This window comes from Pantoea sp. sgz302252, assembly GCF_047713085.1.
Classification (GTDB): Bacteria; Pseudomonadota; Gammaproteobacteria; order Enterobacterales; family Enterobacteriaceae; genus Scandinavium.
Genome location: NZ_JBLFJW010000013.1, coordinates 35,952 through 59,097 on the forward strand (window position 1 = coordinate 35,952; position 23,146 = coordinate 59,097).

Genomic DNA, 23,146 nt, shown 5'->3' on the forward strand with positions numbered 1-23,146 from the left:
AACGAAGTGCCGTCGGGCAACAGTACTTAGTGCTTGTAGATGAACTCAACGCCTTCTTCGTCGTCTTCATCCCAGTCGTCCCAGTCATCATCATCTTCAACATCAGCGCCTTCAAGCTGCTCGCGATGATAATCGTCCCACATGAACTCGACTTTCTCAGGCTGCTTCTCTTCTTCCGCTTTTGCGACCGGGTTTTCGATGATGAAGGTCATCACATCCCAGCAAAGATCTTTCACGCCCTGCTGGCTTGCCGCGGAGATCAGATAGAACTTATCTTCCCAGCCCAGCGCTTCAGCAATGGCTTTCGCTTTGGCTTCTGCCTCGGCTTTGTCCATCAGGTCGATTTTGTTGAACACCAACCAGCGTGGTTTTTCAGCCAGCTTCTCGCTGTATTTTTCCAGTTCGCCGATGATAATGCGGGCGTTCTCCACTGGATCGGAACCATCAATCGGATCGATATCGATCAGATGAAGCAACACGCGACAACGCTCAAGGTGTTTGAGGAAGCGAATCCCCAGGCCAGCCCCTTCCGCTGCGCCTTCAATCAGGCCAGGGATGTCTGCGACCACAAAGCTCTTCTCGTTGTCCATACGAACAACACCAAGGCTTGGCACCAGCGTGGTGAACGGATAGTCCGCCACTTTCGGCTTAGCGGCAGAAACGGCGCGGATAAAGGTAGATTTACCGGCGTTCGGCATCCCCAACATCCCAACGTCTGCCAACAGCATCAATTCGAGCTGCAGGTCACGCTTGTCACCCGGCGTACCCATGGTCTTTTGACGTGGAGTACGGTTAACAGAAGACTTAAAGCGGGTATTGCCCAGACCGTGCCAGCCACCCTTAGCGACCATCAGACGTTGACCATGCCTGGTCATGTCACCCATCGTCTCGCCAGTGCCCTGGTCAATCACACGGGTGCCCACAGGGACTTTCACGGTGACGTCTTTGCCACGTTTACCCGTACAGTCACGGCTTTGGCCATTCTGACCACGTTCAGCGCGGAAAGATTTTTCAAAACGGTAATCGATCAGGGTGTTGAGGTTTTCGTCAGCCTCGAGCCAAACGTCACCACCATCACCGCCGTCACCGCCGTCCGGGCCGCCTCGTGGGATATATTTTTCGCGACGGAAGCTCACGCAACCGTTGCCACCATCCCCTGCTACGACCAGGATCGTTGCTTCATCAACAAACTTCATTTTACTCTCCGTAAATCATTCGCCTGAGCGGGGTAACGGGACTACCGCTTCACGCTTACGCCACCGTCCCCATAGACGATGACCAATGGCGGAATACATCGCGCCCGCAACCACGACAAACGCACCGAGATAACCTAAAAGGTTTAACATCGGTCTGGCGAAGAAATCGGGCCAGGCCATTGATAACAAATCTGAAAATAACAGTGTAAACAGCGGGGTCAGCGTAATCAGAGCGCTGACCTGCGCCGCCTGCCAACGGGCCATGGCTTCCGCCAGAGCCCCATAACCCACCAGGGTGTTGAGCCCGCAAAAAATCAAGCACGCCAGTTGCCAGTCACTCAACTGAGCTATTACGCCCGGCCTGGCTAACGGCAATAACGTTATCGTACATAAAGTGTACAGCAAAAACAGGATCTGCTGTGAGGCCAGACGGCGCAATAACACCTTTTGCGCGACCCCATAACTCACCCAGACCGTTGCCGCGCCAACGCCGAAAATGACACCCCAGGTGTAATCCGTCAGGCGGGTGAAAATTTCAGTCAGACTGGTGTTGAAAAAGAGCACCAGCCCGCAGAGCAACATTGCGGCACCGATTATCTGGGTGCCACGCATTTTCTCTTTCAGGATGACGACGCTCGCCACCATCATCCCTACAGGCGAGAGTTGCCCTATCACCTGTGATGCCGTTGGGCTCAAATACTGCAGGGATGAACTGAACAGAATGAAGTTGCCAAACAGCCCACCCGTGGCGATGGCCAACAGCACTAACCAACGCGGTTTGCGGAAAAGATGCAGCTGCGGAAGTTTGCCTTTGATAGCCAGAATGGTCCCCAGACCGAGACTCGCCATCAGGAAGCGGTAGAACACGATGGTAGGAGGTTCCATCACCTCCAGCACCTGCTTCATTGCAATCGGCAATGCACCCCAACACATCGCGGTGGTGAGCGCCAAAAGAATACCAATGCCCGCCTGCTGCTTCATGCCCGTTATCCCTGTCAGAAATTTTCCGGACTCTCAATGTAAAAAGCCCCGCAACACGTTGCGGGGCTTTCATCCGTTACCGGACCGAAAAACTTACTCAGCAACGATGCTGATGAATTTACGGTTGTTCGGACCTTTAACTTCGAATTTCACTTTACCGTCTGCTTTAGCAAACAGAGTGTGGTCACGGCCGCAACCAACGTTGTTGCCTGCGTGGAATTTGGTGCCACGCTGACGAACGATGATGCTACCTGCCAGAACAGTTTCGCCACCGAAACGTTTTACACCCAGACGTTTAGCTTCTGAGTCGCGACCGTTACGAGTTGAGCCGCCAGCCTTTTTATGTGCCATTTAATCTACTCCTCAGGTCTTAGGCGCTGATGCCAGTAATTTTCACATCAGTGAACCACTGACGATGGCCCTGCTGCTTACGATAGTGTTTACGACGACGAAACTTAACGATTTTAACTTTCTCGCCGCGACCGTGAGCAACAACTTCAGCTTTGATTACGCCGCCATCAACGAAAGGAACGCCGATTTTGACTTCTTCACCGTTTGCGATCATCAGAACTTCAGCGAACTCAACAGTTTCGCCAGTTGCGATGTCCAGCTTTTCCAGGCGAACGGTCTGACCTTCGCTTACTCGGTGTTGTTTACCACCACTTTGGAAAACCGCGTACATATAAAACTCCGCTTCCGCGCACATCCTCGTGTGATTCAGAGTGCGCTATAAATATTCACAATAGGGCGCGAATATTACGCAAAACGAGAGCCTTTGACAAGAGTGTTTGTCGTTCCATGCAGAAAAAAAATACAACCCGCACGGTAACGTTTATCTGCGCCGTTTTTTCAGTACAATCAGGGCTACAATTGTAAACCAAACTCTTCGTTATCCCTTATGGATAAGCGGTAAACAGGACATTAAGCCCGGCTTTTGCGATGAATTTAGAAAAAATCAATGAGTTAACCGCGCAAGATATGGCGGGAGTGAATGCGGCAATCCTTGAGCAGCTCAATTCTGACGTCCAACTGATCAACCAGTTAGGTTACTACATCGTCAGCGGAGGCGGGAAACGCATTCGTCCAATGATCGCAGTTCTGGCAGCTCGCGCTGTCGGCTATGAGGGAAATGCACATGTCACTATCGCTGCACTGATCGAGTTTATCCACACCGCCACCCTGCTGCATGATGACGTTGTGGATGAATCTAACATGCGTCGAGGCAAAGCCACCGCAAACGCGGCGTTCGGCAATGCTGCCAGCGTTCTGGTCGGCGATTTTATCTATACTCGCGCGTTCCAGATGATGACCAGTCTCGGATCGTTGAAGATCCTTGAAGTAATGTCCGAAGCCGTTAACGTGATTGCAGAGGGTGAAGTACTGCAATTGATGAACGTCAACGATCCGAACATTACCGAAGAGAACTACATGCGGGTTATCTACAGCAAAACTGCACGTCTGTTTGAAGCTGCCGCGCAGTGTTCAGGGCTCCTTGCTGGCTGCACGTCGGAACAAGAGAAAGGGCTGCAGAACTATGGCCGTTATCTTGGCACTGCCTTCCAGCTGATCGACGATCTGCTCGACTACAGCGCAGACGGCGAAACGCTGGGTAAAAATGTCGGTGACGATCTTAACGAAGGCAAACCGACGCTTCCTCTGCTGCATGCCATGCGCAATGGTACGCCAGAGCAAGCCGAGATGATCCGCCAGGCTATCGAAGAAGGCAACGGTCGCCATTTACTCGAACCTGTGCTGGAAACCATGACCGCCTGCGGTTCTCTGGAATGGACCCGTCAGCGCGCAGAAGAGGAAGCGGACAAAGCTATTGAAGCTCTGCAGTCTCTTCCAGACACGCCATGGCGTGAAGCATTAATTGCCCTCGCGCACATCGCAGTCCAACGCGACCACTGATCTGTTCCCGCGTTCTGCGCGGGAAAGTTCTAATAAAAACCCCTCTCCTGTTCGCTCCTTGCAACATCTTAATTTAATCCGAATATCCTTTCTCTTTACTTGAACTTTTTAGAACCATGACATTTTCAGCGTTATAGTATGACTCCCACCACAAAGTGGTTATTGGTTTATCAACAGGGAGAAAGTATGGATAAATTTATCGACTGGCATCCTGCAGATATTATTGCCGGACTGCGCAAAAAAGGAACATCATTAGCGGCAGAATCCCGTAAGAACGGCCTTAGCTCATCAACGCTTGCTAATGCGCTTACCCGGCCCTGGCCGAAAGGTGAGGTGATCATTGCGACGGCATTGGGTACTGACCCTTGGGTTATCTGGCCATCGCGTTACCACGATCCTATTACCCACGAGTTTATCGACAGAACGCAGCAGAGAAGACAACTGAAAGAGAAGTGAGTCAATCCAGCAACCCCCACGTCGCCTGAGACGGGGGGATACCAGACTGAAGAGCGATATTACTCGCCTTTGATACGTTCGATGTTAGCGCCCAACGCACGAAGTTTATCTTCAATACGCTCGTAGCCACGATCGATGTGGTAAATACGTTCTACAACCGTTGTCCCTTCTGCAATACAGCCTGCCAGCACCAGGCTTGCAGAAGCACGCAGGTCGGTCGCCATCACCTGAGCGCCGGAGAGTTTCTCAACACCGTGGCAAATCGCGGTATTACTTTCGATTTCTGCATGAGCACCCATACGGATCAGTTCCGGTAAGTGCATGAAGCGGTTTTCGAAGATGGTTTCCGTTACCACACCCGTTCCTTCCGCCACCAGGTTCAACAGAGTGAACTGAGCCTGCATGTCTGTTGGGAAGCCAGGATGCGGAGCGGTGCGCACGTTGACCGCTTTCGGGCGTTTACCGTGCATGTCGAGGCTGATCCAGTCTTCACCGACTTCGATATCTGCACCCGCTTCACGCAGTTTCGCCAGTACCGCATCAAGCGTATCTGGCTGAGCATGGCGACAAACAATTTTCCCGCCAGAGATAGCGGCAGCCACCAGGAACGTACCGGTTTCGATACGGTCTGGCAGGACACGGTACACACCGCCACCCAGACGCTGCACGCCTTCGATGGTAATACGGTCGGAACCCTGGCCGGTGATTTTCGCGCCCAGCGTGTTGAGGAAGTTAGCCGTATCAACGATTTCCGGCTCGCGCGCGGCGTTTTCGATGATGGTCGTCCCTTCGGCAAGCGTCGCGGCACTCATAATGGTGACGGTGGCACCTACGCTCACTTTGTCCATCACGATATGGGCACCTTTCAGGCGGCCATTCACGGAAGCTTTAACGTAACCTTCTTCCAGTTTGATTTCCGCGCCCAGTTGCTCAAGGCCGGTGATATGCAAATCGACCGGACGCGCACCAATGGCGCAACCACCCGGCAGAGAAACCTGACCCTGACCAAAACGAGCCACCAGCGGCCCCAGCGCCCAGATAGAAGCACGCATGGTTTTCACCAGCTCATACGGAGCGCAGAACACGTTCACGTTGCTGGCATCGATCCAGACAGATCCGTTGCGATCGACTTTGGTGCCCAACTGGCTCAGCAGCTTCATGGTGGTGTCGATGTCTTTCAGCTTCGGCACGTTCTGAATTTCTACTGGCTCTTCCGCCAACAGTGCCGCGAAGAGGATCGGCAGCGCAGCATTTTTAGCGCCGGAGATGCTCACTTCGCCCTGAAGACGCGTTGGCCCCTGTACACGAAATTTATCCATTCGTTGATATCTCTTTTAAAATTCACCTGCGCGAAGGGCGGCTGCCCGTCGCTCAAAAACCGTTGAGCTTGCGATCGCGTTCCCATTCGGTCGGGGTATACGCCTTGATCGACAGGGCATGAATGCGGTTATCAGCAATGTATTCCATCAGCGGGACATACACGGCCTGCTGTTTCTTTACCCGGCTCATACCATCAAACAGACTGCCCACGGCAATAACCTGAAAGTGACTGCCATCGCCAGTGACGTGGGCTTCCTGAAGGGAGAGTGCATTCATGAGCACCGTCTGAATTTCATGATTTTCCATGGGGTAATTTCATCTGATAGTGAAAACAGCCCAATATCTTAGAGGAAAGTGAAGCGGTCTTAAACAGACAAAAAGCCCCGACGCACAAAACGTTGAGGCTTTTAAGAATAATGCATTGAATACGTTAGGGGATCAGGTCGACGGGAAGGTTGTAAAGTTGCACCAGCGTATTCATCTTTTCGCTTTTGCCGACGATATTCACCTTCTTGCCCTGAGCGCGAATGAGCGCCACCAGATGGATAAGCAGCGCAACACCTGCGGTGTCCACACGGCTAACCTGACTGAGGTCAATCGTATCGACGCCCAGAGTGGCTTCTTCGCGGGCGTCCCAAAGAGGAACCAGAAAATCCTGATCAAGTTCCCCTTGCAGGCGTAATTGCCCGGCTTCTCGCGTCCAGCACAGCGAATCAGCCATTACTTTTTCTGATCCAACGTGATGGGCTGTTTGGAAATAGATTGCAGCTGCGCGGTCAGGCCATCAATGCCTTTGGTACGCAGCAGATCGCTCCACTCATTCTGTTTGGTGGTGATCATGCTGACCCCTTCGGCAATCATGTCAAACGCCTGCCACTTGCCCGTTTGGGTGTTCTTACGCCACTGGAAATCAAGACGAACCGGTGGGCGACCATTAGGGTCAATGATGGTCACGCGAATCGGTAAAATCGTCGCATCGCCCAGCGGTTGTTCCGGTGCGATCTGGTAAGTCTGACCATGATACATCGCCAGTGCCTGGCCGTAAGCCTGCTTCAGGTATTCGTGGAACGCCGCAAAATAGGCTTCACGCTGGGCTGGCGTCGCATCACGGTAGTAGCGGCCCAACACCAAGGCTCCGGCATATTTCACCTGAACATACGGCAGCAATTCCTGGTCCACAACCTGACGCAGATAATCCGGGTTAGAACGAATTTTTGGCTGCTCGTTTTTGAGGCGGTCAAAGGTTTTCTGTGCCGCTTCGCCCATCAGTTTATAAGGATTTGATTGATCGGCTGCCGTTGCCGCCGTCAGTGGGGCAATCACCAGCATGGCAATCATGAGTACACGTTTAAACATGAAGTAAGTCTCCTGAAATTAGTGCGTCGCTCCAGCCGGCTCGGCTGCATCAGTATGGTCTTCCGCCGGGCTTTGCGCATCGCCTGTCGTCTTAGTGTCGCTACCTTTGCTGTTGTAAAGGAACTGGCCAATGAGGTCTTCCAGCACCATGGCTGATTTCGTGTCCTGGATAGTGCTACCTTCTTTAAGCATAGACGTCCCCATTTCCGGATCGTCAAAACCGACATTCAGCGCCAGATACTGCTCACCCAGCAAGCCTGAGGTGCGGATAGCCAGCGAGCTGGTGTCCGGGATCTGGTTGTATTTCTCTTCGATATCCAGCGTCACGCGAGGCAAGTAGGTTTTTGGATCGAGCGTAATATCGGCCACACGGCCTACGACAACGCCCCCGATACGTACCGGTGAACGCGCTTTCAGACCGCCGATGTTATCGAAAGTGGCATACACCTGATAAGTCGGTTCAGTCCGTAGAGAGGTGACGTCTGCCGCTTTCAGGCACACAAACAGCGCCGCCAGAAATGCCACTAACAGAAATACGCCTACCCAGATTTCACTTTTTTTCGTTTGCATGAACTCAATTCCCAAACATCAGTGCAGTCAGCACAAAATCCAGCCCCAGCACCGCCAGCGACGAGTGCACCACGGTGCGGGTCGTTGCACGGCTGATCCCGGCGGAAGTGGGGATCGCATCATAACCGTTGAACAACGCAATCCACGTTACGGTAATGGCGAAGACCACGCTTTTGATCACGCAGTTCACCAGGTCCATTCTCCAGTCCACGGCATTTTGCATCGCCGACCAGAAGAACCCCGCATCAATACCTTTCCAGCTCACGCCCACCAAAGACCCCCCCCAGATGCCAACGGCAACAAAGATGATAGTCAGCAGCGGTAGCGAAATAACACCGGCCCAAAAACGTGGGGCAATCACGCGTCGCAGCGGATCCACCGCCATCATCTCCATGCTGGAGAGCTGTTCGGTGGCGCGCATCAGGCCAATTTCAGCGGTCAGCGCAGACCCTGCGCGCCCCGCAAACAGCAAAGCCGCAACCACCGGCCCCAGTTCGCGCAGTAGCGACAGCGCTACCAGCATGCCAAGACTGGTTTCTGCGCTATAGGTCGTCAGCACCAGATAGCCCTGAAGGCCAAGCACCATACCGATGAACACGCCCGAGACAAGAATGATCAGCATCGACAGCACGCCAACGTTATAGAGCTGACGCACTAATAACGGCGCATGCTTGCGAAACTCGGGCTTGCCAACGATGGCGTTGAATAACATCAACCCAGCCCGCCCAAAAGTCCTCAGGGTTTTAATCCCCCGATGACCCAGCGAAGCCAGTGCATTTAACAGCATGAGTAACTTAACTCCCTGTTCCGAGAAGATCGTGACGATACTCGCCCGCCGGATAGCGGAACGGCACCGGGCCATCGGCGATACCATCGAGGAACTGACGCACGCGCGGATCGCTGTTGTCCTGTAGCGATTGCGCGCTGCCATGAGCGACGATTTTTTTATCGGCAACGATATAGGCGTAATCCGCGATGCTCAGCACTTCCGGCACATCATGAGAAACCACGATGCAAGTAACACCCAGCGCGCTGTTGAGCTCTGAAATCAGTTTGACCAGCACGCCCATAGTGATAGGGTCCTGGCCGACAAAGGGCTCGTCGAACATGATGAGATCGGGCTCAAGTGCAATCGCACGGGCCAGCGCAGCCCGGCGTGCCATCCCACCAGACAGCTCAGAGGGCATCAGTTTAGCCGCCCCGCGTAGCCCAACCGCTTCAAGCTTCATCATCACCGTGCTTTTCAGCAACGCCGCAGGCAGACGCGTGTGCTCGCGCAGCGGATAAGCGACGTTATCGAAAACATTCATATCGGTAAACAACGCGCCAGACTGAAACAGCATGCTCATCCGTTTACGGACCGCATACAGACGCGAACGAGACATGTTTGGCACGTCTTCGCCGTCGAAAAGAATTTCACCGCTGTCAGGCGGAATTTGCCCGCCAATGAGACGCAGCAGTGTTGTTTTGCCGATCCCTGACGGCCCCATGATGGCCGTAATCTTCCCACGCGGCACCGACAGCGAGATGTTGTCGAAGATCGTTCGCGTACCGCGAGTAAAACTGACACCACGGACATCGACCAAATTATCCGGTTTCTGGTTCATAGATTATCCCTGGAAAAACCTCATCAGGTTAAGCATGGCGTGTTATGGCGCCAATAACGCATCATTTTTACAGAATCTTACCCGCCGTGGTTAGCGAAAGCAGGCATTTGTTTTACTTTTTCAACGCATAAAGTCAAAATTAAGAATTCGTCCACGCCTTGTGTGTGGTGCAAACTGGCTGGCGATTATACCTGAAGAAAGGACTTTAGATGCTTTTAGCGACGGCTCTGTTAATAATTGGTTTGCTTCTGGTGGTCTACAGTGCCGATCGTCTGGTCTTCGCAGCCTCGATACTTTGCCGCAGTATGAACCTTCCGCCGCTGATCATTGGCATGACAGTGGTCAGCGTCGGCACCTCATTGCCCGAGATCATTGTCTCTGCAAGCGCTTCTTTTCACGGGCAAATCGATCTCGCTATTGGCACAGCTATCGGCTCGAATATCATTAACATTCTGCTGATCCTGGGCCTGGCGGCGCTGCTTCACTCATTTACCGTCCATTCCGATATCCTGCGCCGCGAATTGCCGCTAATGTTAGTCGTAAGTCTTTTCGCAGGTTTTGTGCTGTATGATGGGCGGCTAACCAGAATGGATGGCTGCTTCCTGTTTGCCCTGGCCGCCTTGTGGTTGTTTTATATCGTGAAGATCGCCCGGCTCGCCGAGCGACAAGGCAACGACAGCCTGACGCGAGAACAGCTTGCCGAGCTGCCGCGAGAAGGCTCTTTGCCCGTCGCCTGTCTGTGGCTTGGTGTGGCGCTGATTATCATGCCGATGGCGACCCGCATGGTGGTGGATAACGCAACCGTGCTGGCGAACTATTTTGCGATGAGCGAACTGACCATCGGCCTGACCGTTATTGCCATCGGCACCAGCCTGCCGGAGCTTGCGACGGCGATTGCCGGCGCACGGAAAGGAGAAGACGATATCGCTATTGGCAATATCATCGGCTCCAACATTTTTAATATCGCTATCGTGATGGGCATTCCGGCGTTGATTGCGCCAGGGGAGTTCAACCCACTGGCGTTTAGCCGTGATTACGGTGTGATGGTGCTGGTCAGCGTGATTTTTGCCCTGCTGTGCTGGCGTCGAAAACCGCAAATTGGTAAAGGCGCAGGCGCGTTGTTGACGGGCTGCTTTATCGTTTGGCTGGCGTTCCTCTGGTGGGGCACGCCGTTTTTCGCAGAGTGAATCGGGATAACATTATGTCGCAAATAGATTTGCAACCGGATTTTGACTTTCAGCAGGCAGGCCTTGAGGTGCTGGAGATTGAACGTGAAGGTCTGGCTCAGCTCGATCAATACATTAATCAGGACTTCGCCCGCGCCTGCGAGAAAATAGCCGACTGCGGCGGCAAAGTGGTGGTGATGGGCATGGGCAAATCCGGGCACATTGGCCGCAAGATGGCTGCTACGTTTGCCAGCACCGGCACTTCCTCTTTCTTTGTGCATCCTGGTGAAGCCGCACATGGCGATCTGGGGATGGTCACGCCGCAGGATGTGGTCATTGCCTTATCCAACTCGGGCGAATCTAACGAAATTCTGGCGCTCATTCCTGTGCTCAAACGTCTTCATGTGCCGCTTATCTGCATGACCAGCCGCCCTGAGAGCAGCATGGCGAAAGCCGCCGATATTCATCTTTGTGTCAGCGTCCCCAAAGAAGCCTGTCCGCTCGGGCTTGCCCCAACGTCCAGCACCACGGCGGTGTTGGTGATGGGCGATGCGCTTGCCGTTGCTTTACTGAAAGCCCGCGGTTTTACGGCTGAAGACTTCGCGCTTTCACATCCCGGCGGCGCACTGGGGCGCAAATTGCTTTTACGCGTCAATGACATCATGCACACTGGTGACGAAATTCCTCAGGTCAGCAAAGACGCCTCCCTGCGCGATGCGCTGCTGGAGATCACGCGCAAAAATCTGGGCATGACCGTTATCTGCGACGACCAGATGCAAATCGAAGGTATTTTCACCGATGGCGACCTGCGTCGGGTATTCGATATGGGCGTTGATGTGCGCGATCTCAGTATTGCCGATGTCATGACTCACGGTGGCGTTCGTGTCCGTCCGGGCATTCTGGCGGTGGATGCCCTGAACCTGATGCAGTCCCGTCATATCACCTGCGTGATGGTTGCTGATGGCGACCATCTGCTGGGTGTGTTACATATGCATGATCTGCTGCGCGCTGGCGTAGTGTAAGTAAGGAAAAAACAATGAGTAATGCTGGCGCGTCGGTAACGACCTGCTATGGACCGGTCAGTACGCAGGTTATCGAGCGGGCGGAGAAAATCCGTCTGCTGATCCTTGATGTCGATGGCGTCCTGTCTGACGGTTTGATTTATATGGGCAACAACGGTGAAGAGCTGAAAGCCTTTAACGTTCGCGATGGCTACGGGATCCGTTGTGCGCTGACTTCAGGCATAGAAGTTGCAATCATCACCGGGCGAAAAGCTAAACTGGTAGAAGACCGCTGCAAAACGCTGGGCATTACCCATCTGTGGCAAGGGCAGTCGGATAAGCTTATTGCTTACCGTGAGCTCCTGAAGACGTTATCTTTGCGCCCGGATGAAGTGGCTTATGTCGGTGACGATCTGATTGACTGGCCAGTGATGGCTGACGTTGGCCTGAGTGTCGCCGTTGCAGATGCCCATCCGCTGTTGCCGCCACGCGCGGATTACGTGACCCGCATTGATGGCGGACGTGGCGCGGTTCGTGAAGTCTGCGACCTGCTGCTGCTGGCTCAGGGCAAACTGGATGAAGCCAAAGGGCAATCAATATGAGTAAAACCAGACGTTGGGTTATCATTCTGCTTTCACTGCTGGCGCTGGTGCTGATTGGCTTTAACCTGGTCGATAAAGACGACACCACGCAGGCCGTGGTCAGCAATAACGATCCGACGTACAAAAGTGAACACACAGATACGGTGGTTTACAGCCCTGAAGGTGCGCTGAACTACCGGTTAATCGCAGAGCATGTCGAGTATTTTTCCGATCAGGCCATTTCCTGGTTCACTCAACCGTTTTTAACCACTTTTGACGTCAATAAAGTGCCGACATGGTCTATCAGGGCCGATAAGGCCAAACTGACGAATGACCGTATGCTGTATCTTTACGGACACGTTGAGATCAACGCGTTGACGCCGGACTCTCAACTTCGCAAAGTCACGACGGACAATGCCATTGTGAATCTGGTCACCCAGGATGTGAGTTCAGACGATCTGGTGACGTTGTACGGGACAACATTTAATTCCAGCGGCCTTAAAATGCGCGGCAACTTACGCAGCAAAAACGCCGAGCTGATTGAAAAGGTGAGAACCTCTTATGAAATTCAAAACAAATAAATTCAGCCTCAAGCTTGCTCTTGCCAGCGCTTTGCTGGCCGCCAGTCTGCCAGCGCTGGCGTTGACGGGCGATACCGATCAGCCGATTCACATTGAGTCCGATCAGCAATCCCTCGACATGCAGGGCAACGTGGCCACATTTACCGGCAACGTTATCGTGACGCAGGGCAGTATCAAGATTAATGCCGATAAGGTTGTGGTGACTCGTCCTGCGGGCGAAAAAGGCAAAGAGACGATTGATGGCTACGGTAATCCAGCCACCTTCTATCAGATGCAGGACAGCGGAAAGCCAGTTAAAGGCCACGCTTCTAAAATGCATTACGAGGTTGCCAGCGATCTGGTCGTCCTGACCGGTAAGGCTTATCTGGAACAGCTCGACAGCAATATCACCGGTGACAAAATTACCTATCTGGTGAAAGAGCAGAAAATGCAGGCGTTTAGCGAAAAAGGTAAGCGCGTAACAACCGTTCTGGTACCGTCGCAGCTGCAGGATAAGAGCGGCGCCAACAAACCGGCTGAGCAAAAGAAGAGTAACTAATACGTTATGGCAACATTAACTGCGAAGAATCTTGCGAAAGCCTATAAGGGACGTCGGGTGGTTGAAGACGTCAGCCTGACGGTCAATTCGGGTGAAATCGTTGGCCTGTTGGGGCCAAACGGTGCAGGTAAAACCACCACCTTCTACATGGTGGTCGGCATTGTGTCCCGCGATGCTGGCAACATCATTATTGATGATGAAGACATCAGCCTGCTGCCACTGCATGCACGTGCACGCCGGGGTATCGGCTACCTGCCGCAGGAAGCCTCTATTTTCCGCCGTCTGAGCGTGTTCGACAACCTGATGGCAGTATTGCAAATCCGTGATGACCTCACCAATGAGCAACGCGTTGATCGTGCCAACGAGCTGATGGAAGAGTTTCACATCGAACATCTGCGTGACAGCCTCGGTCAGGCGCTGTCCGGGGGCGAGCGCCGCCGTGTCGAAATTGCCCGTGCGCTTGCGGCAAATCCGAAATTTATCCTGCTCGATGAACCGTTTGCCGGTGTTGACCCTATATCGGTCATCGACATCAAACGCATCATTGAGCATCTGCGCGACAGCGGTCTTGGTGTGCTCATCACCGACCACAACGTTCGTGAAACGTTAGCGGTTTGTGAACGTGCTTACATCGTAAGCCAGGGGCATCTGATTGCCCACGGCACGCCAGAACAAATCCTTCAAGACGAACATGTTAAGCGTGTGTATCTTGGGGAAGACTTCAGACTCTGATAGGGTAGTGACTACAGACATTCTGGTCGGAGATATTTGCCCTGATTATGAAGCAAGGTTTGCAATTAAGGCTCAGTCAACAGCTCGCCATGACGCCGCAACTGCAACAGGCTATTCGCTTGTTGCAGCTTTCTACGCTCGAGCTGCAACAGGAACTTCAGCAAGCGCTGGAGAGTAATCCCCTGCTTGAGCAAACCGATCTTCACGAAGAAGTTGATTCGCAAGAAGAAACTGACAACGAAGCCTTCGACACCGTCGATGCACTCGAACAAAAAGAGATGCCGGACGAGCTGCCGCTCGATGCCAGTTGGGACGAAATCTACACCGCGGGAACCCCTTCCGGCACCGGTACTGATTATCAGGATGACGAATTACCTGTCTATCAGGGTGAAACCACTCAATCGCTTCAGGACTATCTGATGTGGCAAGTGGAGCTGACCCCCTTTTCCGACACCGATCGCGCCATCGCGACCTCTATCGTTAATGCCGTTGATGACACGGGTTATCTCACGGCCACCGTCGAAGAGATCCTCGAAAGCATCGGCAATGAAGAGCTCGATCTGGATGAAGTGGAAGCGGTGCTCAAGCGCATTCAGCGCTTCGATCCTGTCGGCGTCGCCGCGAAAGATTTACGCGATTGCCTGTTGATCCAGCTTTCTCAGTTTGCCAAAGAGACGCCGTGGCTTGAAGAAGCCCGAAAGATCATTAGCGATCACCTCGATCTGCTGGCGAACCACGATTTTCGTTCTCTTATGCGCGTCACACGTCTCAAAGAAGACGTGCTGAAAGAAGCCGTCACGCTAATACAATCGCTGGATCCGCGCCCGGGTCAGTCTATTCAGACCGGCGAGCCGGAGTATGTCATCCCTGATGTGCTGGTCCGTAAAATCAGCGGCCGCTGGACTGTCGAGCTCAATTCTGACAGCATTCCGCGCCTGCAAATTAATCAGCACTATGCCGGGATGTGCAATACCGCTAAAAACGAGGCTGACAACCAATTCATTCGCAGTAATTTGCAGGAAGCCAAATGGCTCATTAAAAGCCTGGAAAGCCGCAATGACACGCTGCTGCGGGTGAGTCGTTGCATCGTTGAACAACAGCAGACGTTTTTCGAGCAAGGCGAAGAGTTCATGAAACCCATGGTGCTGGCGGATATCGCCCAGGCGGTGGAAATGCATGAATCCACGATTTCGCGCGTGACAACGCAAAAGTATCTTCACAGCCCACGAGGCATTTTTGAGCTTAAGTATTTCTTCTCCAGCCATGTGAATACCGAAGGCGGCGGCGAAGCCTCGTCCACGGCCATTCGAGCGTTGGTGAAGAAGTTAATTGCCGCGGAAAATCCCGCGAAACCACTGAGTGACAGTAAGCTGACCTCCATGCTGTCCGAACAGGGCATCATGGTGGCACGCCGCACCGTTGCAAAGTACCGAGAGTCTTTATCCATTCCGCCGTCCAACCAGCGTAAACAGCTGGTCTGACACAACCGATAAGGAAGACACTATGCAGCTCAATATCACAGGACACAACGTCGAAATCACTGACGCTCTGCGCGAGTTTGTGAATGCAAAATTTGCGAAGCTTGAGCAGTTTTTCGAACGGATCAATCAGGTCTATATTGTGTTAAAAGTGGAAAAAGTGACTCATATCTCGGACGCCACCCTGCATGTGAACGGGGGCGAAATTCATGCCAGTGCGGAAGGGCAGGATATGTATGCCGCCATCGACGGTCTGATTGATAAGCTGGCACGCCAGCTGACCAAACATAAAGATAAACTGAAACAACACTAATTGTCCGGGCGTACGCCTGTCCCGGTCCTTCGGGTCAGGCGGTACGCAGGTGAAATTATGATGAACAACGATTCGGCTCTGCAACTGAGCAATGTCCTTAACCAGGAATGTACCCGCAGTGCAGTTCACTGCCAAAGTAAGAAGCGCGCGCTGGAAATTATCAGTGAACTGGCCGCAAAACAGCTGAATTTACCGCCGCAGGTGGTATTCGAAGCGATCCTGACCCGTGAAAAAATGGGCAGTACAGGCATTGGTAACGGTATCGCCATTCCTCACGGTAAGCTGGAAGAGGATACGCTCCGCGCTGTCGGCGTGTTCGTGCAACTTGAAACGCCTATCGCCTTTGATGCGATTGATAATCAGCCGGTCGATCTGCTGTTTGCCCTGCTGGTGCCAGCCGATCAAACCAAAACCCATTTGCATACTCTCTCGCTGGTGGCAAAACGCCTGGCGGATAAGACTATCTGCCGTCGCCTGCGCAGCGCGCAAAGCGATCAGGAACTGTATGAAATTATCACTGGCGAAGAGGTCAGTGATGATGATGCCTAACGGGAGCGTGGTTGTCGTAAGGAGAAACGGCTGATGGTACTGATGATCGTCAGCGGCCGCTCGGGCTCAGGTAAATCTGTTGCCCTGCGCGCGCTGGAAGATATGGGCTTTTACTGCGTGGATAACCTGCCAGTAGTGCTGTTGCCCGAACTGGCGAAAAGCCTTGCTGACCGGCAGATGTCTGCGGCGGTCAGCATTGATGTCCGTAACATGCCGGAATCTCCGGAGATTTTCGAACAGGCGATGCAAAACCTGCCGGAGACGTTCTCTCCGCAGCTGCTTTTCCTTGATGCTGACCGCAACACGTTGATTCGTCGCTACAGCGACACGCGTCGCCTGCATCCGCTCTCAAGCAAGAATTTGTCACTGGAAAGCGCCATCGATCAGGAAAGCGACCTGCTGGAACCGTTGCGTTCCCGCGCAGACCTGATTGTCGACACCTCGGAAATGTCAGTCCACGAGCTGGCAGAAATGCTGCGTACTCGCCTGCTGGGCAAGCGAGAGCGTGAGCTGACAATGGTGTTTGAATCGTTCGGCTTTAAACACGGAATCCCGATTGATGCGGATTATGTGTTTGACGTGCGTTTCCTGCCAAACCCGCACTGGGACCCGAAACTCCGCCCAATGACCGGCCTCGATAAACCGGTGGCGGCGTTCCTCGACAGGCACACAGAAGTTCACAATTTTATCTATCAAACACGCAGTTATCTTGAGCTATGGTTACCTATGCTGGAAACCAACAATCGCAGCTATCTGACAGTGGCGATTGGCTGTACTGGCGGTAAACATCGTTCGGTGTATATTGCCGAGCAGCTTGCTGACTACTTCCGCTCTCGCGGCAAGAACGTTCAGTCACGTCACAGGACGCTGGAAAAACGTAAAACATGAGCGTAAAGCAAACCGTTGAAATCACGAATAAGCTGGGCATGCACGCCCGCCCGGCGATGAAGCTGTTTGAACTGGTGCAGACGTTTGATGCCGAAGTGCTGCTGCGAAATGACGAAGGCACCGAAGCAGAAGCCAGCAGCGTGATAGCGCTGTTGATGCTGGATTCCGCCAAAGGCCGTCAGATTGAGATAGAAGCCAGCGGCCCGCAGGAAGAAGAAGCCCTCGCGGCAGTCATCGCGCTGTTTAATGCCGGATTTGATGAAGACTGATTTAGCCTGATTTGCCTCTCCCTTAGCATTACCCCCTCTCCCCTGCCCTCTCCCTCAAGGGAGAGGGAGAAAACCAGCCCCAAACAGCGCCAAACAGTCCCCTCTCCCTGAGGGAGAGGGTTAGGGTGAGGGTGAGGGGGTGATCTCAAAGCCAGACGCCCGGCTTAATACAGTTTGTTATCCCGCATAAATCCTTCCCCGCCCAACTGACGCATCTGGCGTAAAATCCACGCCTGTCGGTTGCGGATATAGCCTGAAGGCGCATCGGCGCGAAATTTAATCGGGTTTGGCAAGACGGCCGCCAGCAGCGCCGCTTCGGACATCGTCAGATTACTGGCTGGCTTATGAAAATAGCGCTGCGAGGCCGCTTCAACGCCAAAAACGCCCTCGCCAAATTCGGCAATGTTCAGGTAGACGGTCAGGATGCGCTTTTTGCTCCAGACGGTTTCAATGCCCACCGTCAGACCCGCTTCCAGTCCTTTACGCAGCCAGCTTCGGCCATCCCATAGAAACAGATTTTTAGCGGTTTGCTGTGACAGCGTGGAAGCCCCGCGAATGCGGTTTTCGTTGCGTTCGTTATGGGCCAGCGCTTTCTCTATTGCGCCAACATCAAAGCCCCAGTGATCCGGGAATTTCTGATCTTCTGCGGCGATGACCGCCAGCCCCATCCACGGGGTCATCTCATCCATGCTCACCCAATCAGAGTGCGCGAGATAGTGTAAATTACCGCTGAAGATTGCGCCTAGCTGGCGCTCAACCATCACGGCTGAAAACGGCACCGGCAACACGCTGAAAAGCGCGATACCGCCGCCCCAAAACACCACCAATACCAACACAACCCTGAGCAATATGCGTTTTAGCCAGGCCATCGGGGAACGCCGCCGACTCATTCGCTAAGCGCCAGTACGCGTGACACCAACTTTTCTATCCCGGTGGCCGCTTCGGCAATATTTTGCGCCAGCATATACGCTGGAGTGGTGACGACTTTGTTCTCTTCATCGACCACAATATCGTCCACCGGACAAGGCACGTGTTCTGCGCCCATCGCTTCCAGTACCTCCGCCGTATCAATGTCGGTGCCAATAGTGATGCGCAGTGGGAAGTCAAAAATCTTCGGCAACATCGCCGGAGCAATACACATGAACCCGAGCGGTTTTCCCGCCTGATGCATCGCGAGCGTGAGCGCTTTTAACTCCGCATCGACATGGCACTCACTGCCCTGGGTAGCAAAATTACTGAGGTTTTTGGCCGCACCAAACCCACCAGGGACAATCAACGCATCCAGAGTTTCCACACGTGCCTGCGATAACGGCTGAATATCGCCGCGAGCAAGACGGGCGGCTTCAATCAGCACATTGCGGCCCTCAGCCATTGATTCACCGGCCAAATGGTTAATCACCTCTGACTGTCCTTTATCCGGTGCGAAACAGACCGCCTGTGCGCCGTTACGCGCAATGGCCAACAAGGTAATCACCGCCTCATGAATTTCGCTACCGTCATACACACCGCAGCCGCTCAGCACGACGCCAATTTTTTTCATCTCGCGTTTCCTTTAAGGCAACTGTCTGAAGCCCATGAATAATTTTGATTTACCGCCATGCTTCACACATTTTACTGATTTACGTAACAAATAATTTAAGTTTTGCTATCTTAATGAACGTGCAATCCCATTCTCAGGTTGCGTCTGTTCAACACATGAAAACTCCAAAGGCGCAGCCACGTTTTCCCTGGTGTTGGCGCAGTATTCGCGCACCCCGGCTTGACCGGGGTCATTTTTATCGGTTCGCCACCCAGGCTTTCAGTGTCGCCACATCCTGTTGCCACTCGGTTTTCATCTCTTCAATCCATTCACCCACGTTATCCCACCAGGCGGGTAAATCTGGGGTTTGAATTTGCTGCCCTAACTGCTGGATATGGCGCAAACCAATCGATCCTGCAGCCCCTTTGATTTTATGCCCTTCCTCAACAATGCCTTTCTGGTCACGAGCCGTCAGGTTAGATTCCAGCACCGCCAGATAACCCGGCATCATCTTCTCAAACACAGCCAGTCCGTCAGTAATCAGTTTGGGCCCCACCAGCTCGATATATTGCTCAAGCATATCGGTATCGAGCACGGCAGATGATTTGCTGTTGTCAGATGTCGTCACGCGGTTCTCCTCATCGTCAGGGGTGTCCCAGAATTTTTTAATCATGGCGGTCAGCGCAGGCACCGCCAGCGGTTTGCTAAGCACGTCATCCATGCCCGCATCGAGGTACTCTTTTTTGTCTTTCAGCACGTTGGCCGTCAACGCCACCAACGGCGGCAATTCATCGGCATGATAACGCTGCTTCAGCTCACGCGAGATATCCAGCCCGGTCATATCCGGCAACTGAATATCCAGCAACACCAGGTCATAGTCAGCAGGAGAGAACATTTCCAGCGCCGCGGTGCCGGTCATCGCCACGTCCACGCTATTGCCCAGCTTCTCAAGCACCGAGCGCGCAACAATCACGTTCAGCTCAATGTCTTCAACCAGCAGCACGTGCAGCGCTGGTAGCGGCATCTCATCGTCATCCAGCGTATCTTCGACTTCTTCAGCCACAGCAGGCGCATGAACCGTTAAGCTAAAGGTGGAACCCTGGCCAGGCTGGCTGACCACGGTGATATCGCCGCCCATGCTTTTCGCCAGACGACGCGAAACGGCGAGACCAATCCCGGTGCCCGTCGCAGGTTTCCCGCCCTGGTTGTCTTTGACCTGATAATACATGGCGAAAATCTTGTCCTGCTCTTCCTGTGGGATGCCCATGCCGGAATCCTCCACCTCGAAGTGCAGCATCTCACCTTCACCATAGCGAATACGGACAGCGACAGTGCCCTGCTGGGTAAACTTGACCGCATTACTGATCAGGTTCCAGAGGATCTGCCGCAGACGTGTACCGTCCGTCGTGACCTTATGCGGCAGTGGCAGCGTAGGTTCCATCACGAAGCGCAGCCCTTTCTGCTGTGCCTGCAGGCCCGACAGGTTTTCTAAATCCGCAAGGAAGCCCGTGAAGTCGACCGGCTGGTTATCCAACTGGACTTTACGGCGTTCCATCTTATCCATATCGATAATATCGTTGAAGATATTCCCCAACGTCACGGCGGAAACATGGATGGTTTTCAGATACTTCTCCTGCTCGGAAGTTAACTCTGTGTCGAGCAGAATGCGGCTCAGGCCGACAATACCGTTCAGCGGAGTACGCAGTTCGTGGCTGATGGTCGAAATGAAGGTGGTCTTGTCACGGCTGGCACGTTCAAGGGCGTCCTGATAGCGCTTACGCTCGGTAATGTCACGGCCGAAGCCCATCAGGCCATGGCGTTTGCCGACGCGGTCGTAGTACGGCACTTTACGGATTTCGAAGCAGGCTTTGCGCCCGTCCGGGTAATCAAGCCATTGTTCATAGGTGAGCGAAACGTTGTGGCGGAAGACTTTCTCATCGGTTTCAATGACTTTCGCCGCCGCTTCCTCGGAATACACATCTGCGGGTTTCAGGTGAATCAGCTGTTTTTCACTTTTCCCGGTGAGCAATTCCATTGCGCGGTTACAGCCGGAAAATTCTTTGTCTTCGTTGCGGTAGAAGACCAAATCCGGCGAAGCATCAAGGAACGAGCGCAGGAAGGAAGACTGCTGTTCGAGTTGGATCTGGGTTTCTTCGCGCTCTTTCATCTCAATTTTGAGCTGCTCCAGCGTGGTCTGACGTTCAGCTTCCGCTTTCTCTCGATCGCTGATTTCCTGGTTGAGCTGCGCAATGTTGTCTTTAAGCTGCACATTGAGCTTCAGGTCGCGGTCGCGCATCTCCTCAAGTTTCTCCACCAGCTTTGACAGACGCTGGCGAGACTCTTCCAGCTGCTCCACCACCACCGACAGAAAATAGACCGCCCAGGGCGTAATCAACAAACCAAAGAAGATGGAGCGGATGACATCAATGCTTTCAACCTGACCATGCAGAACCATGGTGACAGCCATCTGCACCACAATCGCCAGCACCACCAGCGCCAGCGCCAGCAGCATTGAGAAGCGTACCAGACCGAGCTTCATCATCAGGTCGACATAGTACTGCGCAAGCATTCGAATTTGCTTCATAGGGATTTCCTTCACCACAACGTCGCTCAATAATACCCAATTCTGAGCAACGCGTTGAAGGTTGTGCGAAAAATGCGGGGAAGATTGGGATCAGGTGCGGTCTGATACCCGCTGCGGTGACATTCTGCTCGGTCGGATTCCCTCTCCCGCCGAGAGAGGGCTAGGGAGAGGGGGCAATCCAACCCTGACCTAATGCGGACCCCTGAACGCCGTGTTCATTGAGATATTTGTCCAGTTCCAGCATCCCGGTCCAACGGTTCTCACACCATAGCGGGGCCAATAACGTCGGGCGGCGGGCGTTGGCCGAGATTCGGTGATAGACGATTTCCGGCGGCGTATGGCGAATCATTTCCCCTGCCGTGATGGTGTACTCGTCGAGCTCAATGCCCTGAAGCCGTCCGGCTTCCCACGCTTTCGCCATAATGCTGCCAGCCACGATATGCAGAGGATGCAGCTTGATGCCGTCTACGCCGGTATCGACCACTTTATTCAGCGTCTCCAGGCACTCTGTTTGCCCTTCGCCAGGCAAGCCTACAATCAGGTGCGTACACACTTTCAACCCGCGCTCGCGCGCTAAGCGTGTGGTTGCCTGATAGCAGGCAAAATCGTGACCACGGTTAATGCGATGCAGAGTTTTATCCTTTGCGCTTTGCAGGCCCAGCTCCAGCCACACTTCGTAACCCTGATCTTTATATTCACTGAGTAAATCCAGCACCGCTTCCGGCACGCAGTCCGGCCTGGTGCCCACACACAGGCCAACAATATTAGCCTGGCTGACCGCCTGTTGATACATCGACCGAAGCACCTGGACTTCAGCGAAGGTGCTGGTATAGGCCTGGAAGTAGGCCAGATAGCGTTTGGCGCGATTGACGAGGTGCGCCTGATGCGCCAGCTGATCGGCAATGGATTTGTGCTGCTGAGTTTCATCGGCAAACGAGGCGACATTACAGAACGTACAGCCGCCACGCCCAAGGGTGCCATCGCGGTTTGGGCAGCTGAAACCGCCGTGCAGCGTGAGCTTATGAACCTTTTCGCCATAGCGGCGTGAAAGATCCCCACCAAACATATTGACTAATTTCTGTAACTGCATAATCTGATAGACCGCGCCTTTCAAAGAGGTGCAAAGCCTGCCATTTTTAGTCTCTTTCGGCGATGACCTGGATCAAGCGCCCCGGAGACCTTACCCCTATTGCATAAACAATCAAGATAACTGCAATTTCATTCACCCTCTGGGTGATTACTTTTCCTTATGTTCCCCCCTCAATTTTCACGATTGCCGTCACAGATTAAAAACAGTGTCATCATGGGCATTCACGCCCCTCGGTAGAATATTCTACTGCGATAAAAAGAGCATTCAGCACAGATCCGAGATTATACCGCTTACAGATAGTGAGAGAGATCACATTCACCAGGTGTATTCAGGTAGGTAAATGCAATGTAAAAAAGCACAAATACGCTTATATATCATCGCATTAACGGCTCTATAGCACATTTTTGTATAAATAAGATTGCCATTTGACCTGTGTGCGGATTCCCGATAACTTGAGGAT

28 protein-coding genes are annotated in these 23,146 nt (G+C 53.2%); 13 read left to right on the top strand and 15 right to left on the bottom strand.

Going from position 1 to position 23,146, the window contains the following annotated elements:
- Window positions 1-26: 26 nt before the first annotated feature.
- The 4 genes from cgtA to rplU form a co-directional block, all read right to left on the bottom strand.
- Complete coding sequence (gene cgtA, locus ACLW56_RS11850) at window positions 27-1,196, bottom strand: Obg family GTPase CgtA (RefSeq protein WP_330983974.1); 1,170 nt, start codon at window positions 1,194-1,196, stop codon at window positions 27-29.
- 15 nt (window positions 1,197-1,211) lie between these two features.
- Entirely contained in the window at window positions 1,212-2,177 is a 966-nt protein-coding gene (locus ACLW56_RS11855) for a DMT family transporter (protein ID WP_330983975.1), read from the bottom strand.
- Window positions 2,178-2,270: 93 nt separating this feature from the next.
- Window positions 2,271-2,528 carry a 50S ribosomal protein L27 gene (gene rpmA, locus ACLW56_RS11860; protein WP_097164196.1) on the bottom strand — a complete coding sequence of 86 codons (258 nt, stop codon included), beginning with the start codon at window positions 2,526-2,528 and terminating at the stop codon, window positions 2,271-2,273.
- A 19-nt stretch (window positions 2,529-2,547) separates the two neighbouring features.
- On the bottom strand, window positions 2,548-2,859 hold the full coding sequence (rplU, locus tag ACLW56_RS11865; RefSeq protein ID WP_000271401.1) for a 50S ribosomal protein L21: 312 nt from the start codon (window positions 2,857-2,859) through the stop codon (window positions 2,548-2,550).
- A 257-nt stretch (window positions 2,860-3,116) separates the two neighbouring features.
- Between rplU and ispB the strand changes: the two genes are divergently transcribed.
- Together ispB and sfsB are read left to right on the top strand one after the other, a co-directional pair.
- The gene (ispB, locus tag ACLW56_RS11870) at window positions 3,117-4,088 is read left to right on the top strand and encodes an octaprenyl diphosphate synthase (protein ID WP_330983976.1); all 972 of its coding nucleotides are present in this window, start codon (window positions 3,117-3,119) and stop codon (window positions 4,086-4,088) included.
- 186 nt (window positions 4,089-4,274) lie between these two features.
- The gene (sfsB, locus tag ACLW56_RS11875; RefSeq protein WP_330983977.1) at window positions 4,275-4,544 is read left to right on the top strand and encodes a DNA-binding transcriptional regulator SfsB; all 270 of its coding nucleotides are present in this window, start codon (window positions 4,275-4,277) and stop codon (window positions 4,542-4,544) included.
- Window positions 4,545-4,603: 59 nt separating this feature from the next.
- Here sfsB and murA read toward each other — a convergent pair whose 3' ends face one another.
- From murA to mlaF, 7 genes are all read right to left on the bottom strand, one after another.
- Window positions 4,604-5,863 (bottom strand): UDP-N-acetylglucosamine 1-carboxyvinyltransferase, encoded by a 1,260-nt coding sequence (gene murA / locus ACLW56_RS11880; RefSeq protein WP_330983978.1) that lies wholly within the window; start codon window positions 5,861-5,863, stop codon window positions 4,604-4,606.
- Between the two features lie 52 nt (window positions 5,864-5,915).
- Complete coding sequence (gene ibaG / locus ACLW56_RS11885) at window positions 5,916-6,170, bottom strand: BolA family iron metabolism protein IbaG (protein WP_330983979.1); 255 nt, start codon at window positions 6,168-6,170, stop codon at window positions 5,916-5,918.
- A 124-nt stretch (window positions 6,171-6,294) separates the two neighbouring features.
- Window positions 6,295-6,585 carry a lipid asymmetry maintenance protein MlaB gene (mlaB, locus tag ACLW56_RS11890; RefSeq protein WP_330983980.1) on the bottom strand — a complete coding sequence of 97 codons (291 nt, stop codon included), beginning with the start codon at window positions 6,583-6,585 and terminating at the stop codon, window positions 6,295-6,297.
- A complete protein-coding gene (gene mlaC / locus ACLW56_RS11895) occupies window positions 6,585-7,220 on the bottom strand; it encodes a phospholipid-binding protein MlaC (RefSeq protein ID WP_330983981.1) in 636 nt (211 codons plus the stop codon). The genes mlaB and mlaC overlap by 1 nt, the downstream gene beginning before the upstream one ends.
- Window positions 7,221-7,238: 18 nt before the next feature.
- A complete protein-coding gene (gene mlaD, locus ACLW56_RS11900) occupies window positions 7,239-7,790 on the bottom strand; it encodes an outer membrane lipid asymmetry maintenance protein MlaD (protein ID WP_330983982.1) in 552 nt (183 codons plus the stop codon).
- A gap of 4 nt (window positions 7,791-7,794) precedes the next feature.
- Window positions 7,795-8,577, bottom strand: coding sequence for a lipid asymmetry maintenance ABC transporter permease subunit MlaE (gene mlaE, locus ACLW56_RS11905; RefSeq protein WP_330983983.1), 783 nt, complete (start codon window positions 8,575-8,577; stop codon window positions 7,795-7,797).
- A 7-nt stretch (window positions 8,578-8,584) separates the two neighbouring features.
- Window positions 8,585-9,397: a phospholipid ABC transporter ATP-binding protein MlaF gene (mlaF, locus tag ACLW56_RS11910; protein ID WP_330983984.1), complete on the bottom strand. Its 813-nt coding sequence runs from the start codon at window positions 9,395-9,397 to the stop codon at window positions 8,585-8,587.
- Window positions 9,398-9,606: 209 nt separating this feature from the next.
- Between mlaF and ACLW56_RS11915 the strand changes: the two genes are divergently transcribed.
- From ACLW56_RS11915 to npr, 11 genes are read left to right on the top strand one after another with little or no spacing between them, the layout of a single operon-like run.
- Entirely contained in the window at window positions 9,607-10,584 is a 978-nt protein-coding gene (locus ACLW56_RS11915) for a calcium/sodium antiporter (RefSeq protein ID WP_330983985.1), read from the top strand.
- 14 nt (window positions 10,585-10,598) lie between these two features.
- A complete protein-coding gene (gene kdsD / locus ACLW56_RS11920; protein ID WP_330983986.1) occupies window positions 10,599-11,585 on the top strand; it encodes an arabinose-5-phosphate isomerase KdsD in 987 nt (328 codons plus the stop codon).
- Between the two features lie 14 nt (window positions 11,586-11,599).
- A complete protein-coding gene (kdsC, locus tag ACLW56_RS11925) occupies window positions 11,600-12,166 on the top strand; it encodes a 3-deoxy-manno-octulosonate-8-phosphatase KdsC (RefSeq protein ID WP_330983987.1) in 567 nt (188 codons plus the stop codon).
- Window positions 12,163-12,726, top strand: coding sequence for an LPS export ABC transporter periplasmic protein LptC (lptC, locus tag ACLW56_RS11930; RefSeq protein WP_330983988.1), 564 nt, complete (start codon window positions 12,163-12,165; stop codon window positions 12,724-12,726). Before kdsC ends, lptC begins: the two co-directional genes overlap by 4 nt.
- Window positions 12,707-13,264, top strand: a complete 558-nt coding sequence (gene lptA, locus ACLW56_RS11935) for a lipopolysaccharide ABC transporter substrate-binding protein LptA (protein ID WP_330983989.1) — start codon at window positions 12,707-12,709, stop codon at window positions 13,262-13,264. The genes lptC and lptA overlap by 20 nt, the downstream gene beginning before the upstream one ends.
- Window positions 13,265-13,270: 6 nt before the next feature.
- Window positions 13,271-13,996 carry an LPS export ABC transporter ATP-binding protein gene (lptB, locus tag ACLW56_RS11940; RefSeq protein WP_330983990.1) on the top strand — a complete coding sequence of 242 codons (726 nt, stop codon included), beginning with the start codon at window positions 13,271-13,273 and terminating at the stop codon, window positions 13,994-13,996.
- 47 nt (window positions 13,997-14,043) lie between these two features.
- Window positions 14,044-15,477, top strand: coding sequence for an RNA polymerase factor sigma-54 (gene rpoN / locus ACLW56_RS11945; protein WP_330983991.1), 1,434 nt, complete (start codon window positions 14,044-14,046; stop codon window positions 15,475-15,477).
- Window positions 15,478-15,499: 22 nt separating this feature from the next.
- Window positions 15,500-15,787 carry a ribosome hibernation promoting factor gene (gene hpf / locus ACLW56_RS11950; RefSeq protein WP_330983992.1) on the top strand — a complete coding sequence of 96 codons (288 nt, stop codon included), beginning with the start codon at window positions 15,500-15,502 and terminating at the stop codon, window positions 15,785-15,787.
- Window positions 15,788-15,844: 57 nt separating this feature from the next.
- Window positions 15,845-16,336, top strand: a complete 492-nt coding sequence (gene ptsN / locus ACLW56_RS11955) for a PTS IIA-like nitrogen regulatory protein PtsN (protein ID WP_330983993.1) — start codon at window positions 15,845-15,847, stop codon at window positions 16,334-16,336.
- A 33-nt stretch (window positions 16,337-16,369) separates the two neighbouring features.
- Window positions 16,370-17,224 (top strand): RNase adapter RapZ, encoded by an 855-nt coding sequence (gene rapZ, locus ACLW56_RS11960; RefSeq protein WP_330983994.1) that lies wholly within the window; start codon window positions 16,370-16,372, stop codon window positions 17,222-17,224.
- Window positions 17,221-17,493 (top strand): PTS phosphocarrier protein NPr, encoded by a 273-nt coding sequence (gene npr / locus ACLW56_RS11965; RefSeq protein WP_330983995.1) that lies wholly within the window; start codon window positions 17,221-17,223, stop codon window positions 17,491-17,493. Before rapZ ends, npr begins: the two co-directional genes overlap by 4 nt.
- A gap of 164 nt (window positions 17,494-17,657) precedes the next feature.
- On the opposite strand, the gene mtgA is transcribed toward npr, so the two are convergent.
- The 4 genes from mtgA to ACLW56_RS11985 all read right to left on the bottom strand — a co-directional run bounded on the left by mtgA (window position 17,658) and on the right by ACLW56_RS11985 (window position 22,686).
- Window positions 17,658-18,383, bottom strand: a complete 726-nt coding sequence (gene mtgA, locus ACLW56_RS11970; protein ID WP_330983996.1) for a monofunctional biosynthetic peptidoglycan transglycosylase — start codon at window positions 18,381-18,383, stop codon at window positions 17,658-17,660.
- Entirely contained in the window at window positions 18,380-19,033 is a 654-nt protein-coding gene (gene elbB / locus ACLW56_RS11975) for an isoprenoid biosynthesis glyoxalase ElbB (RefSeq protein WP_330983997.1), read from the bottom strand. The genes mtgA and elbB overlap by 4 nt, the downstream gene beginning before the upstream one ends.
- Window positions 19,034-19,268: 235 nt before the next feature.
- A complete protein-coding gene (gene arcB / locus ACLW56_RS11980; RefSeq protein ID WP_330983998.1) occupies window positions 19,269-21,596 on the bottom strand; it encodes an aerobic respiration two-component sensor histidine kinase ArcB in 2,328 nt (775 codons plus the stop codon).
- Window positions 21,597-21,756: 160 nt separating this feature from the next.
- Complete coding sequence (locus ACLW56_RS11985) at window positions 21,757-22,686, bottom strand: TIGR01212 family radical SAM protein (RefSeq protein WP_330983999.1); 930 nt, start codon at window positions 22,684-22,686, stop codon at window positions 21,757-21,759.
- Window positions 22,687-23,146 lie beyond the last annotated feature (460 nt).

Excerpts from the sequence above, each read along its gene's own strand:
- ACLW56_RS11915 (WP_330983985.1), top strand. The coding sequence starts at position 9,607 with ATGCTTTTAGCGACGGCTCTGTTAATAATTGGTTTGCTTCTGGTGGTC.
- ibaG (WP_330983979.1), bottom strand. The coding sequence starts at position 6,170 with ATGGAAAATCATGAAATTCAGACGGTGCTCATGAATGCACTCTCCCTT.
- mlaF (WP_330983984.1), bottom strand. The coding sequence starts at position 9,397 with ATGAACCAGAAACCGGATAATTTGGTCGATGTCCGTGGTGTCAGTTTT.
- ptsN (WP_330983993.1), top strand. The coding sequence starts at position 15,845 with ATGATGAACAACGATTCGGCTCTGCAACTGAGCAATGTCCTTAACCAG.
- lptB (WP_330983990.1), top strand. The coding sequence starts at position 13,271 with ATGGCAACATTAACTGCGAAGAATCTTGCGAAAGCCTATAAGGGACGT.
- lptC (WP_330983988.1), top strand. The coding sequence starts at position 12,163 with ATGAGTAAAACCAGACGTTGGGTTATCATTCTGCTTTCACTGCTGGCG.
- rapZ (WP_330983994.1), top strand. The coding sequence starts at position 16,370 with ATGGTACTGATGATCGTCAGCGGCCGCTCGGGCTCAGGTAAATCTGTT.
- arcB (WP_330983998.1), bottom strand. The coding sequence starts at position 21,596 with ATGAAGCAAATTCGAATGCTTGCGCAGTACTATGTCGACCTGATGATG.
- cgtA (WP_330983974.1), bottom strand. The coding sequence starts at position 1,196 with ATGAAGTTTGTTGATGAAGCAACGATCCTGGTCGTAGCAGGGGATGGT.
- lptA (WP_330983989.1), top strand. The coding sequence starts at position 12,707 with ATGAAATTCAAAACAAATAAATTCAGCCTCAAGCTTGCTCTTGCCAGC.
- rpoN (WP_330983991.1), top strand. The coding sequence starts at position 14,044 with ATGAAGCAAGGTTTGCAATTAAGGCTCAGTCAACAGCTCGCCATGACG.
- npr (WP_330983995.1), top strand. The coding sequence starts at position 17,221 with ATGAGCGTAAAGCAAACCGTTGAAATCACGAATAAGCTGGGCATGCAC.
- elbB (WP_330983997.1), bottom strand. The coding sequence starts at position 19,033 with ATGAAAAAAATTGGCGTCGTGCTGAGCGGCTGCGGTGTGTATGACGGT.
- ispB (WP_330983976.1), top strand. The coding sequence starts at position 3,117 with ATGAATTTAGAAAAAATCAATGAGTTAACCGCGCAAGATATGGCGGGA.
- mlaE (WP_330983983.1), bottom strand. The coding sequence starts at position 8,577 with ATGCTGTTAAATGCACTGGCTTCGCTGGGTCATCGGGGGATTAAAACC.
- ACLW56_RS11855 (WP_330983975.1), bottom strand. The coding sequence starts at position 2,177 with ATGAAGCAGCAGGCGGGCATTGGTATTCTTTTGGCGCTCACCACCGCG.
- mlaD (WP_330983982.1), bottom strand. The coding sequence starts at position 7,790 with ATGCAAACGAAAAAAAGTGAAATCTGGGTAGGCGTATTTCTGTTAGTG.
- hpf (WP_330983992.1), top strand. The coding sequence starts at position 15,500 with ATGCAGCTCAATATCACAGGACACAACGTCGAAATCACTGACGCTCTG.
- ACLW56_RS11985 (WP_330983999.1), bottom strand. The coding sequence starts at position 22,686 with ATGCAGTTACAGAAATTAGTCAATATGTTTGGTGGGGATCTTTCACGC.
- kdsC (WP_330983987.1), top strand. The coding sequence starts at position 11,600 with ATGAGTAATGCTGGCGCGTCGGTAACGACCTGCTATGGACCGGTCAGT.
- rplU (WP_000271401.1), bottom strand. The coding sequence starts at position 2,859 with ATGTACGCGGTTTTCCAAAGTGGTGGTAAACAACACCGAGTAAGCGAA.
- mlaC (WP_330983981.1), bottom strand. The coding sequence starts at position 7,220 with ATGTTTAAACGTGTACTCATGATTGCCATGCTGGTGATTGCCCCACTG.
- sfsB (WP_330983977.1), top strand. The coding sequence starts at position 4,275 with ATGGATAAATTTATCGACTGGCATCCTGCAGATATTATTGCCGGACTG.
- rpmA (WP_097164196.1), bottom strand. The coding sequence starts at position 2,528 with ATGGCACATAAAAAGGCTGGCGGCTCAACTCGTAACGGTCGCGACTCA.
- murA (WP_330983978.1), bottom strand. The coding sequence starts at position 5,863 with ATGGATAAATTTCGTGTACAGGGGCCAACGCGTCTTCAGGGCGAAGTG.
- mlaB (WP_330983980.1), bottom strand. The coding sequence starts at position 6,585 with ATGGCTGATTCGCTGTGCTGGACGCGAGAAGCCGGGCAATTACGCCTG.
- mtgA (WP_330983996.1), bottom strand. The coding sequence starts at position 18,383 with ATGAGTCGGCGGCGTTCCCCGATGGCCTGGCTAAAACGCATATTGCTC.
- kdsD (WP_330983986.1), top strand. The coding sequence starts at position 10,599 with ATGTCGCAAATAGATTTGCAACCGGATTTTGACTTTCAGCAGGCAGGC.